The following is a 12042-nucleotide window of genomic DNA, read 5'->3' on the forward strand; positions in this document are numbered from 1 at the left end:
TGCTGGATCGGGAACCGCCGGTAAAACTACCTCTGTACAAGCCCTTGATGCCGCAGCTAGCGCTGTTGCCGCCCAAGGGGTTCCACTGTTAGAAAATGATACGACGCGTCGGACAAGGCTGCCGGGAGCCCTCGCCGCGTCGCTCTCTCACAAGCGGCAGCGCATGGATTATTTCGCCCAGCAACTCATCAACGGCCTCGTGCTCGGCTCGATCTATGGGCTGATCGCGATCGGCTACACCATGGTCTATGGCATCGTCGGCATGATCAATTTCGCCCATGGCGACATCTTCATGATCGGCGGTTTCATCGCGCTGATCTCCTTTTTGGTGCTGGTCTCGCTCGGCCTCACCGCGATCCCGCTGGTGCTGTTCATCGTGCTCCTGGTGTCGATGGCGATCACCGCGCTCTATGGCTGGACGGTGGAGCGTATCGCCTACCGGCCGCTGCGGCATTCGTTCCGCCTGGCGCCGATGCTCTCGGCCATCGGCATGTCCTTCGTGCTGACGAATTTCTCGCAAGTCGCGCAAGGCGCGCGCGTGAAGCCGGTGCCGCCGATCATCACCGGCGGCTACACGCTGCATGAGGGTGAAAGCGGCTTCGTGGTGCAGCTCTCCAACATCCAGATCATCGTCGTGCTCGCCACCGTGGTGCTGCTCGCGCTGTTCACCTGGCTGGTGTCGCGCACGCGGCTCGGGCGCGACATGCGCGCCTGCGAGCAGGACCAGACCATGGCGGCGCTGCTCGGCGTCGACGTCGACCGCACCATCTCCATGACCTTCGTGATCGGCGCCGCGCTCGCCGCCGTCGCCGGCATGATGTACCTGCTCTACTACGGCCTGGTCGATTTCTTCATGGGCTTCGTCGCCGGCATCAAGGCGTTCACCGCCGCGGTCCTCGGCGGCATCGGCTCGCTGCCCGGCGCGATGCTGGGAGGATTGGCGATCGGGCTGATCGAGACATTCTGGTCGGCCTATTTCTCGGTCGAGTACAAGGACGTCGCCGCCTTCTCCATCCTGATCGTGGTTCTGATCTTCCTTCCGACCGGCCTGCTCGGCCGGCCTGAAGTCGAAAAAGTCTGACGGGCGGCCGCGTGACCACGTCAGCGCTCGAGAAGAAGCCGGCGTCGCGCGCGAGCGGCGCCGCCTTCATCCTCAAGAAAGCCACCATCAGTGCCTTGGTCGCGCTGGTGCTGTTCTCGTTGATGATCGGCGTCCGCACCGAGGCCGGCCCGCAAGGCGGGCTGATCTACTGGACGCGGTTCGGCGATCTCGCCGCCATCGTCGCCGCCGTGTTCGGCGGCAGCATCGTCATCGAGCTGCTGCGGCAATGGTGGGGTCCCGCCGACAAGGTCCGCGTCGTTCCGCCGGCGGTACAAAATGCGCTGTCGCTCGCCGGACGCCTGATCGCGCCGGCGCTGCTGATCTTCACCTTCCTGGTGCCGGTGATCTTCTATGATCAGCGCTACATCCTCGATCTCGCGATCCTCGTGCTCACCTATGTGATGCTCGGTTGGGGACTGAACGTGGTCGTCGGCCTCGCCGGCCTGCTCGATCTCGGTTATGTCGCCTTCTACGCCGTGGGTGCCTATTCCTACGCGCTGCTCGCCACCAATTTCGGACTGTCGTTCTGGGTCTGCCTGCCGCTCGCCGGCATCCTCGCCGCGTTCTGGGGCGTGCTGCTCGGCTTTCCCGTGCTCAGATTGCGCGGCGACTATCTCGCGATCGTGACACTGGCGTTCGGCGAGATCATCCGCCTCGTCATCATCAACTGGCAGAGCCTGACCGGCGGGCCGAACGGCGTCTCCGGCATCCCACGGCCGACCTTGTTCGGCATTCCGCTCTCGCCGGGCGAGGACGGGCTGGCGGCGCGGCTCGGCATCGAGTTCTCGCCGACGCACCGCATCGTGTTCCTGTTCTATTTGATCCTGGCGATGGCGCTGCTGACCAACTGGGTCACGATCCGCCTTCGCCGCCTGCCGATCGGCCGCGCCTGGGAGGCGCTGCGCGAGGACGAGGTCGCCTGCCGCGCGCTCGGCATCAACACCACCACGACCAAACTCACGGCCTTTGCCACCGGCGCGATGTTCGGCGGCTTTGCCGGCGCGTTCTTCGCGACGCGCCAGGGCTTCATCAGCCCGGAATCCTTCACCTTCCAGGAATCGGCGCTGGTGCTCGCCATCGTCGTGCTCGGCGGCATGGGCTCGCAGCTCGGCGTCGCGCTGGCTGCGCTGGCGATGATCGGCGGCTTCGAGCTGTTCCGCGGCCTTGACCAGTACCGCATGCTGGTGTTCGGGATGGCGATGGTGCTGCTCATGATCTGGCGGCCGCGCGGACTGATCGGTCATCGCGCCCCGACCGTCTATCTCGAGCGCAACCAGGCGATCTCCTCCGACCTCGTCAAGGAGGGACACGGATGAGCGGTGAGACCATCCTCTCCGTCAATGGCCTGTCGATGCGGTTCGGCGGCATCGTTGCCGTGAACGATCTCTCCTTCGATGCCGGACGGCGCAAGATCACCGCGTTGATCGGCCCGAACGGCGCCGGCAAGACCACCGTCTTCAACTGCATCACCGGCTTCTACAGGCCGAGCGGCGGCTCGATCGCGCTGACCCATGACGACGGCAAGACGATCCAGCTCGAACGTCTGAACGATTTCCGCATCTCCAAGCAGGCGCGCGTGGCGCGCACCTTCCAGAACATCCGCCTGTTCCCCGGCATGACGGCGCTGGAGAATCTGATGGTGGCGCAGCACAACGCGCTGATGCGCGCCTCCGGCCTGACCTTCCTCGGCCTGATCGGCGCGCCATCCTGGCGCAGCGCCGAAGCACGCGCGATCGAGCTGGCGCGCACCTGGCTGACGCGCGTCGGCCTGCTCGACCGCGCCGACGATGCCGCCGGCAACCTTCCCTATGGCGACCAGCGCCGGCTCGAGATCGCGCGCGCGATGTGCACCGAGCCCGCGCTGCTCTGCCTCGACGAGCCCGCCGCCGGCCTGAACGCGCGCGAGAGCGCCGCGCTCAGCGAGCTCTTGCTCTCGATCCGCACCGAACAGGGCACCTCGATCCTCTTGATCGAGCACGACATGTCCGTGGTGATGGAGATTTCCGACCACGTCGTGGTGATGGATTACGGCGTCAAGATCGCCGAAGGCACGCCACAATCCGTTCGCGACGATCCCAAGGTGATCGCCGCCTATCTCGGCGCCGACGAGGAAGAAGCCATCGCCGTCATGGAGAGCGGCACGTGATCGCCCACGCTCTATCCCCGTCATGCCCGGGCTCGTCCCCGGCATCCACGTTCCGACGGCCCTCCGTCATTGCGAGGAGCGAAAGCGACGAAGCAATCCATGCCGCGGCGCGCGGAGGGATGGATTGCTTCGCTTCGCTCGCAATGACGACAGGCCGGAGAAAGCGCGTGGATGGCCGGGACAAGCGCGGCCATGACGGCTGCGAGGTTGCCCTATGACCTCAACCTCTCCCCTCCTCGCCATCCGCGGACTGCGCGCGGCCTACGGCAAGATCGAAGCCCTCAAGGGCGTCGATCTCGAGATCAATGCCGGCGAGATCGTCGCGCTGATCGGGGCCAACGGTGCCGGCAAGTCGACGCTGATGATGACGATCTTCGGCAAGCCGCGCGCCCGCGCCGGGGCGATCGAGTTCGACGGTGATGACATCACCGGCGTGCCGACGCACGAGATCGCGCGGCTTAGGATCGCGCAGTCGCCCGAGGGACGCCGGATCTTTCCGCGCATGAGCGTCGCGGAAAACCTGCAGATGGGCGCTGACGTCACCGAGTGCAGCGAAGCGGAACGCGCGGCCGTGCTGGAACGCGTGTTCACGCTGTTCCCCCGGCTCAAGGAACGCGTTAACCAGCGTGGCGGCACGCTCTCCGGCGGCGAGCAGCAGATGCTGGCGATCGGCCGCGCGCTGATGAGCCGCCCGCGCCTGTTGATGCTGGATGAGCCTTCGCTCGGCCTCGCGCCGCTGATCGCACGCCAGATCTTCGACGCGATCCGCACCCTGAACCGCCAGGATGGCCTGACCGTCCTGATCGTCGAGCAGAACGCCAACCACGCACTGAAACTTGCCCATCGCGGCTACGTCATGGTCAACGGCTTGATCACGCTGTCTGGAACCGGCAGCGAGCTGTTGCAGCGGCCGGAGATCCGCGCTGCCTATCTGGAAGGCGGACGGCGGGGCTAGCTGATCGGCACCCTTCCTGCGGCAAGATGCTGCGAAGGGAGCGTGCATTTGCCTGAAAAATGCCGATGACTTCACGGCAAATTCAGTCGACAATGCCGTCGGTTTCGTATCCGGCGGCGCGCCGGATGCTTCCCTTAAGCGATGACCACGGGGACTCCACATGAAATCACTCAAGCTGATTGGCCTTGCACTCGGCGCATCGCTCGCACTGTCGGCGAGCGCATTCGCGCAGGATATCACCATCGCAGTGGCGGGCCCGATGACGGGCTCCGAATCCGCTTTCGGCCGGCAGATGAAGAACGGTGCCGAACAGGCGGTTTCCGATCTCAATGCCGCGGGCGGCGTGCTCGGCAAGAAGCTCAAGCTCGAGGTCGGCGACGATGCTTGCGATCCCAAGCAGGCGCGCTCGGTCGCGGAAAAACTCTCCAGCGCGCGGATCCCCTTCGTCGCCGGTCACTTCTGCTCGTCGTCGTCGATCCCGGCATCGGAAGCCTATGCCGACGGCAACACGCTGCAGATCACGCCGGCCTCGACCAACCCGCTGTTCACCGAACGGAAGCTCTGGAACGTCGCGCGCGTCTGCGGCCGCGACGACCAGCAGGGCCTGGTCGCCGCCGAGTACATCCTGAAGAATTTCAAGGGTAAGAACGTCGCGATCCTCAACGACAAGACGACCTACGGCAAGGGCCTCGCGGACGAGACCAAGAAGGCGCTGAACAAGGCCGGCTTCCAGGAGAAGATGTTCGAGTCCTACAACAAGGGCGACAAGGATTTTAACTCCATCGTCTCGCGGCTCAAACGCGACAATATCGATCTCGTCTATGTCGGCGGCTATCACCAGGAGGCCGGCCTGATCCTGCGCCAGATGCGCGACCAGGGCCTGCAGACGGTGCTGATGGCGGGCGATGCCATGAACGACAAGGAGTTCGCCTCGATCACCGGCCCCGCCGCCGAAGGCACGCTGTTCACCTTCGGTCCCGATCCGCGCAACAAGCCGACCGCGAAAGCCATCGTCGAGAAGTTCAGGGCCAAGAACATCGATCCCGAAGGCTACACACTCTACACCTACGCCGCGATGCAGGTGTGGTCACAGGCGGTCGCCAAGGTCGGCTCCACTGATCCGAAGAAGGTGATGGACGCGATCAAGGCCGGCGAGTGGGACACCGTGCTCGGCAAGATGGCCTTCGACGCCAAGGGCGACATCAAGGCCATCGACTACGTCGTCTACAAGTGGGACGCCAAGGGCAACTACGCCGAAGTCAATCCGAAGGGGTCGTAGGCGTATCCACATCACCGCCGTCATTCCGGGGCGTCCGAAGGACGAACCCGGAATCCATTGGGCCACAGGCGCAAGCGGCGAAATGGATTCTCTGATGTGCAATTGCACATCATAGCTCGACGCTCCGCATCGCCCCGGAATGACAGCCCCGTCATTGCGAGCGGAGCGAAGCAATCCACTCTTCCGCTTGCGGCGCTATGGATTGCTTCGCTCCGCTCACAATGATGATGTGGATGCCTTGGGTGCGACAAATCAACCCGACGGGCAAATCACCTAAAAGTCTGTCCAGACTATCAGCGAAAAATAAATCGCTTAACCCGTCGGGCAAATCAGTGATTTAACTCCGCACGTCTCACCCAGATGAGGGGCGGGTCGCGATCGTCACGAACGTTGCGGTGAGATGCGGTGGACGCGATGCGTGCGACTGACGAGCGCGCGTAACGCGGACGGCGAAGTCGTGTGGTCCTGGCGCCCCGACGCTGGCGCTAAGCTTCTTGTGAAGTGACGGTGGCAAAAGAGCCCGGTCACCGGGGAGAGCACGAAGGAAACCGTAACACCATCGCGCAGGGAAAGCCGGAATGCTTCGGTTGAACCTGTGGTCCTACCCCCGTGCTTTTTGTTGCACGGGACCCATGGGTGCAACCAGCACCCGGCTTTCCCTGCGCCCTCTGTGTTTCGAGAGGGTGAAACCAGACGCATAGCTCGGGCACATCATGCCGCGAGAACGCGAACTCATATCCGCTGTTTGAATCAGACGTAGGATGGGTAGAGCGAAGCGAAACCCATCATCGCACCGCTTGCTCCATCGCGATGGGTTTCGCTTCGCTCTACTCATCCTACGGGTCCGCTGTTTGAAATTTGGGAAGTCGTCCGATCAAACCGCCGCGCGCACCGCAACGGGGACAACCGCCTGCCGCGCGTTCTCGATGGCGCGCATCAGGTCGTTCGGACGGAACGGCTTCTGCAGGCAGACCACGTTCGACAGGTCTGGCGCTTCAGCGACGAAATCCAGCGCCGTCATGCCGGAGATCGCGACGATGGGGAAATCCGGCTGGCGGTCGCGCATCATCGACATGAGGTCGAGACCGCTCTTGCCCTGCAGGAAGATATCGATGATCGCAAGATCGAATTTCGCCGTTTCGAACGCCTTGATCCCCTCCGCGGCGGACGCCGCCTCGACAATCTCGAAACGATTGACGCGCAGCACAATTGCGATCATCGCGCGCACGTCGGATTGGTCGTCGACAACAAGAACACGGGCCATGAAAACCCCCGGGACCGGCTGCGGGAAGCCTAGTCGTGGAAAACGCTATGCAGTAGGTGATCAGGCGAATTATCTATCCTGTCAGTAAAGAGGTGGTTACCTCAATTGGATACGGGCGCCCGGTTCAATTCCCTGCCGGTAGCAGATAACCTTGGATCGATTTCGAGCAATTCGTTTTGCGCCAAAGCGATGCGTAGCGGGTTTATGGGACTTTCATTTCGACGTTCCCCAAATCAGCGGACACAGCCTTCCCTTTCCGCCGGTACGGAGAGAGGGGCCGGATATTCCACTTTGTGTGGACAGCCCGCGCGCGGATTTGACGTGATCGACTGTCTTGCGTTCGATACCGCCTTCCAGGAGACCATCAGTGCTCAAGGGTAACGATCGCAGCTTCTTCCTTTCGACCATGCCGGCCTCGCGCGGCGACCGCAACGTAGCGCTGGCGGTGGTCGTCGTCTCGGCCGTGCTGTTCGTGATCGCGATACCATTCGCCGGGATGCCACTGACGCCGGTACCGGCCTTCGTGGCGAGCTACCAGTCCGCGCTGGCGATCAACGATCTCATCACCGCGGTGCTGCTGTTTTCGCAGTTCGCCATCCTGCGCTGGCGGGCACTGCTGCTGCTCGCGAGCGGGTATCTTTTCACCGCCGCGGCCGCGGTCACCCACGCGCTGACCTTTCCGGGCCTGTTTGCGCCGGCGGGCCTGTTCGGCGCCGGTTCGCAGACCACGGTCTGGCTCTACATGGTCTGGCACGGCTTCTTCCCGCTGACGGTGCTCGGCTACGCGGTTTTGAAAGGAAACGACGGCGCCCGGATTCGCGGCTCGACGATGTCGGCGATCATGGGCAGCGTTGCGGCAGTCGTCGTCGCGAAGGCGCTGTTTACCTGGATCGTCACCGCCCAGCACGACCACCTCCCAGTCCTTTTGAGCGGCGGTCACTACACGCCGGTCATGCTCGGCGTGGTCTCGACGGTGCTGTTCTTCTGCGCCGCCGCGCTTGCTGCGCTATGGTTCCGGAAGCCGCATTCCGTCATCGACATCTGGCTCATGGTCGTGCTGTGCGCCTGGCTGTTCGACATCGCGCTGTCGGCGATGCTCAACGTCGCGAGATTCGATCTCGGTTTCTACGCCGCACGCATCTACGCCTTATGCGCCGCCAGCTTCGTGCTCGCGGTGCTGTTGATCGATAACGTCGCGCTGCAGGCGCAGATGTCGCGGCTGTTGGGCGTAGTTCGTCGCCAGGCCGCCACTGAACGCGACTACCACGCCGAGCGCGAGCGGCTGTTCAGCGCGGTCGTGGAATCCTCGAATGACGCCATCATCACCAAGTCGCTCGACGGCACCATTACCGCCTGGAATCCGGCCGCCGAGCGCCTGTTCGGCTATCCGGCAGCCGTGGCGGTCGGCCAGCACATCGACCTCATCGTGCCGCCCGACAATCGCGGCGAGGTCAACGACATTCTCAAGCGGATCCGCAGCGGCGAAAAGCTGGCGCAATATGAAACGCAGCGGCTGCACAAGAGCGGCAAACCGATCGACGTCTCGCTCAGCGTCTCGCCGCTATTGTCGGCGACGGGCGAGATCATCGGCGCCTCCAAGATCGCACACGACATCACCGAAAGCAGGCGGACGCGGGAGGCGCTGAGCCGGGAGCTCGAGGAGCGGCAGCATATCTTCGAAGCATCGCAGGACTTCCTCTCGATAACGGACAAGCAGGGCCATTTCGTCCAGGTCAGCCCGAGCGCCAGGACCATTGCCGGCTACGATCCCGCCGAGATGGTCGGACGTTCCGCGGTCGAGTTCGTTCATCCGGATGATCTCGAAAACACCCGCAACGAAATGCGCGCTGCGCGGCGCGGCCAGAGCAAGCGCAACTTCGAGACGCGCCTGATCCGCAAAGACGGCGAAGTGGTATCACTCAACTGGTCCGCAACCTATTCGGAGCCGGTCAAGCGCTACTTCTTCATCGGCCGCGACCTCACCGAGAAGCAGGCCGCTGAGGCGCAGATCCGGCAGGTGCAGAAGATGGACGCGGTAGGCCAGCTCACCGGCGGCGTCGCCCATGACTTCAACAACATTCTGACCGTCATCACCGGCACCATCGGCATCCTGGAAGAAGCGGTCTCCGACCGGCCCGACCTCGTCGCCATCGCCCGGCTGATCGACGAAGCCGCCGAGCGCGGCGCCAACCTGACCAGGCACCTGCTCGCCTTCGCCCGCAAGCAGCCGCTGCAGCCGGTCGATGTCGATATCAACGCGCTGATCCTGGAGGCGGCGAAGCTGCTGCGCCCGACGCTCGGCGAGCATATCGAGATCACGCCAATGCTGGCCGACGACGCCTGGACGGCAATGGTCGATCCGAACCAGCTCACCGCGGCAATCCTCAATCTCGCACTGAATGCACGCGATGCCATGCCCCGCGGCGGCAAGCTGGCGCTCGAAAGCCGCAACGTCTATCTCGACGAGGGCTATGCCGGCATGCACAGCGAGGTCGCGGTCGGCCATTACGTCTTGGTCGCCGTCAGCGACGGCGGCGGCGGCATTCCGGCCCATCTCTTGGAAAAAGTATTCGATCCCTTCTTCACCACCAAGGAAGTCGGCAAGGGCACCGGGCTTGGGCTTTCCATGGTGTTCGGCTTCGTCAAGCAGTCGGGCGGGCACATCAAGATCTACAGCGAGGAACGCCATGGCACCTCGGTCAAGATGTATCTGCCGCGCGCGACCGGCCTCGCCCAGACTATCGCGGAAGCGCAGCAGACCACCGATCTCCGGGGCGGACACGAAGCCATCCTGGTGGTCGAGGACGACGCGCTGGTGCGCAAATATGTCGTGACCCAGATCACAAGCCTCGGCTACTCCACGCTCGAGGCGGCGAATGCCGCCGAGGCGCTCAAGATCATCGATACCGGCGCGCCGATCGACCTCCTGTTCACCGACGTCATCATGCCGGGCGCCATGAACGGACGTCAGCTCGTCGACGAGGCGCTGAAGCGGCGGCCTGGGCTCAAGACACTGTACACGTCGGGCTACACAGAGAACGCGATCGTCCATCACGGGCGGCTCGATTCCGGCGTGCTGCTGCTGGCGAAGCCCTATCGCAAGTCCGAGCTTGCCAAGATGATCCGGCTCGCGCTCGGCAGTTGATGCATTCGGTTCGGTTGCTATATCGATCAACAAGACGACAAGAGGAAGCGCGCTTTGAAAAATCTCCTCACCGACATCGCAGGCGTCCGCGTCGGCCATGCCGACGACGCTTCGATCGCCTCCGGCGTCACAGCGATCATCTTTGACAAGCCCGCCGTGGCGTCGATCGACGTGCGCGGCGGTGGCCCGGGCACGCGCGACGACGCGCTGCTGCAGCCGCACAATACCGTCGATGCGGTGGACGCGATCGCGCTGTCCGGCGGCTCGGCCCTCGGCCTCGATGCTGCCGGCGGCGTGCAGGCCTGGCTGGCCGAGCAAGGCCGCGGCTTGCGGATCCGCGACGCCGTGATCCCGATCGTGCCCGGTGCGATCTGCTTCGATCTCTTGAACGGCGGCAACAAGGCGTGGGGACGGTTCCCGCCCTATCGCGATCTCGCCTATGCCGCGGCGGCCGCAGCCGGGAGCGATTTCCGGCTCGGCAGCGTCGGCGCCGGCACGGGCGCGACCACCTCCAACCTGAAGGGCGGACTAGGTTCGGCATCGGCGCGGACCGATGACGGCGTGACGGTTGCCGCGCTTGCCGTCGTCAATGCGGTCGGCGCCGTCACGGTCGGCGATGGCCCGTGGTTCTGGGCGGCACCGTTCGAGGTCGACGGGGAATTCGGCGGACGCGGTTTGCCGGCCTCGTTCACGCCTGATATGCTGAAGGCGCGGCTGAAGGGCGGACCGGCGGCGACATCCGGCGAGAACACCACGCTGGTCGTGGTCGTCACCGATGCTACGCTGACGAAAACGCAGGCCAAGCGGCTGGCGATGATCGCGCAGACCGGCATGGCGCGGGCGATCTATCCGGTGCATGCGCCGCTCGACGGCGACGTGGTGTTTGCCGCGGCGACCGGCGAGAAGCCGATCGATCCTTTGTTCGGCCTCACCGAACTCGGCATGCACGCCGCCAACACTGTGGCCCGCGCCATCGCGCGCGGCGTCTATGCGGCGACCGCGCTGCCCTTCCGCGATGCGCTGCCGAGCTGGCAGGATCGCTTTGGCTAGCAACTTAGTTCAGCGACGTGCGTTGAGGCTGCGGGTTCCAGCTCGGGTGCCGCAATGCCATCCACAGTCATTCGCTTCTTCCGCTACGACGCCGAAAGACGCGAGCTGTTGGTCGTCTTCGTTACTGGTCGCCGCTACATCTATGAGGACGTTCCGCCCGATGTGGCCGAGGCGTTCGGCAAGGCATTCTCAAAGGGCCAGTTCTTCAACCACGAGATACGTGATCGCTACCGTTACCGCGAACTCAAGCAATTGGCTTAAACGCGATCTGTCACGCATTGACCGAGAGGGAGGCCCAGGCCTGCGCCGAGATCGGCTTGGCCTGCAGCTGCACCAGTTGGTCGACGGCGTGCCGCTGCCCCAACTGGTCGACGAAATTGTAGGACGAGGTGGCAGCCCGCGCGGCAGACGGGCTCGCAGCAGAGGTCGCCGTTATTTTCGATCCGTCGGCATAGGTCGTGGTGGTCGTGACCGATCCATCGCTGTTGGCAATCGAAGTGCTGGTGCCATCAAGCGCCTGCATCAGCGCATCGGCACCGCCGCCACCGCCGCCGGAGTGACGATGAGCATGCGAGCGATGGCCGGACCCGCCCTTCAAAGCCGAGGACATCTCGTCCAGCGTGACATTGCCGTCGCCATCCTTGTCCAGCTTGGAGAACACGTCATCGGCCTTCGCCAGATTGGTCCCGCCAGCGCCGAGCGCATTGTCGAATTCGGATTTCGTGATCTTGCCGTCGCCGTCGCCATCGATCTGCCCGAACAAATCCTTCAGCGCCTCCGAGGGACTCTTAGTCGAGGCAGCCGTACCGGTCGACGCCTGGCTCTGCGCATCGAGCAGCGCGCTCATCGTCTCAGGAGCGATCGGCGCAGAGCTGCTGCCGGCCGATCCGGAACTCGGGGCCGCGCCCGTCGGCGTCGTCGTGGCGGCGGAAATATCGAAGATGTTGCCGGCGTCCTGAGTCTGGCCGGTGGGCTTTGCCTGCGACGTCTTCGACGACGTCAACGACTTCAAGAGATCGATGGCCGACGAGGCAGCGCCAAGGGCGAACAGCATGAGAGGGAACTCCGGCAATGCCGCGTGAGCGGCGGCCCAACACCTGC

At 64.1% G+C, this 12042-nt stretch carries 10 protein-coding genes; 8 read left to right on the forward strand and 2 right to left on the reverse strand.

Annotation, left to right across the window (positions count from 1 at the left end):
- Positions 1-163: 163 nt before the first annotated feature.
- From AC5ZG1_RS17850 to AC5ZG1_RS17870, 5 genes are all read left to right on the forward strand, one after another.
- Positions 164-1081 (forward strand): ABC transporter permease subunit, encoded by a 918-nt coding sequence (locus AC5ZG1_RS17850; RefSeq protein ID WP_028166346.1) that lies wholly within the window; start codon positions 164-166, stop codon positions 1079-1081.
- An 11-nt stretch (positions 1082-1092) separates the two neighbouring features.
- Entirely contained in the window at positions 1093-2418 is a 1326-nt protein-coding gene (livM, locus tag AC5ZG1_RS17855; protein ID WP_130229673.1) for a high-affinity branched-chain amino acid ABC transporter permease LivM, read from the forward strand.
- Positions 2415-3248: an ABC transporter ATP-binding protein gene (locus AC5ZG1_RS17860; RefSeq protein ID WP_496113939.1), complete on the forward strand. Its 834-nt coding sequence runs from the start codon at positions 2415-2417 to the stop codon at positions 3246-3248. The genes livM and AC5ZG1_RS17860 overlap by 4 nt, the downstream gene beginning before the upstream one ends.
- Positions 3249-3462: 214 nt before the next feature.
- The gene (locus tag AC5ZG1_RS17865) at positions 3463-4203 is read left to right on the forward strand and encodes an ABC transporter ATP-binding protein (protein ID WP_130231725.1); all 741 of its coding nucleotides are present in this window, start codon (positions 3463-3465) and stop codon (positions 4201-4203) included.
- Between the two features lie 160 nt (positions 4204-4363).
- The gene (locus AC5ZG1_RS17870) at positions 4364-5482 is read left to right on the forward strand and encodes a branched-chain amino acid ABC transporter substrate-binding protein (protein ID WP_496133626.1); all 1119 of its coding nucleotides are present in this window, start codon (positions 4364-4366) and stop codon (positions 5480-5482) included.
- Between the two features lie 874 nt (positions 5483-6356).
- Here the strand turns inward: AC5ZG1_RS17870 and AC5ZG1_RS17875 are convergent.
- Positions 6357-6746, reverse strand: coding sequence for a response regulator (locus AC5ZG1_RS17875; protein WP_496133627.1), 390 nt, complete (start codon positions 6744-6746; stop codon positions 6357-6359).
- Positions 6747-7152: 406 nt separating this feature from the next.
- On the opposite strand from AC5ZG1_RS17875, the gene AC5ZG1_RS17880 reads away from it, so the two are divergent.
- From AC5ZG1_RS17880 to AC5ZG1_RS17890, 3 genes are read left to right on the forward strand one after another with little or no spacing between them, the layout of a single operon-like run.
- Positions 7153-9891: a PAS domain S-box protein gene (locus AC5ZG1_RS17880; protein ID WP_496133668.1), complete on the forward strand. Its 2739-nt coding sequence runs from the start codon at positions 7153-7155 to the stop codon at positions 9889-9891.
- 54 nt (positions 9892-9945) lie between these two features.
- Positions 9946-10941, forward strand: coding sequence for a P1 family peptidase (locus AC5ZG1_RS17885; RefSeq protein ID WP_496133628.1), 996 nt, complete (start codon positions 9946-9948; stop codon positions 10939-10941).
- A gap of 54 nt (positions 10942-10995) precedes the next feature.
- Complete coding sequence (locus AC5ZG1_RS17890; RefSeq protein ID WP_456644440.1) at positions 10996-11202, forward strand: KTSC domain-containing protein; 207 nt, start codon at positions 10996-10998, stop codon at positions 11200-11202.
- Positions 11203-11212: 10 nt separating this feature from the next.
- Here the strand turns inward: AC5ZG1_RS17890 and AC5ZG1_RS17895 are convergent, their stop codons facing one another.
- Entirely contained in the window at positions 11213-11995 is a 783-nt protein-coding gene (locus tag AC5ZG1_RS17895) for an EF-hand domain-containing protein (RefSeq protein WP_496133629.1), read from the reverse strand.
- Positions 11996-12042: the final 47 nt, after the last annotated feature.

Source organism: Bradyrhizobium sp. Leo78 (assembly GCF_059512425.1).

Coding starts and splice junctions, on each gene's coding strand:
- AC5ZG1_RS17850 (WP_028166346.1), top strand. CDS start 164: ATGGATTATTTCGCCCAGCAACTCATCAACGGCCTCGTGCTCGGCTCG.
- AC5ZG1_RS17860 (WP_496113939.1), top strand. CDS start 2,415: ATGAGCGGTGAGACCATCCTCTCCGTCAATGGCCTGTCGATGCGGTTC.
- AC5ZG1_RS17865 (WP_130231725.1), top strand. CDS start 3,463: ATGACCTCAACCTCTCCCCTCCTCGCCATCCGCGGACTGCGCGCGGCC.
- AC5ZG1_RS17870 (WP_496133626.1), top strand. CDS start 4,364: ATGAAATCACTCAAGCTGATTGGCCTTGCACTCGGCGCATCGCTCGCA.
- AC5ZG1_RS17875 (WP_496133627.1), bottom strand. CDS start 6,746: ATGGCCCGTGTTCTTGTTGTCGACGACCAATCCGACGTGCGCGCGATG.
- AC5ZG1_RS17880 (WP_496133668.1), top strand. CDS start 7,153: ATGCCGGCCTCGCGCGGCGACCGCAACGTAGCGCTGGCGGTGGTCGTC.
- AC5ZG1_RS17890 (WP_456644440.1), top strand. CDS start 10,996: ATGCCATCCACAGTCATTCGCTTCTTCCGCTACGACGCCGAAAGACGC.
- AC5ZG1_RS17895 (WP_496133629.1), bottom strand. CDS start 11,995: ATGCTGTTCGCCCTTGGCGCTGCCTCGTCGGCCATCGATCTCTTGAAG.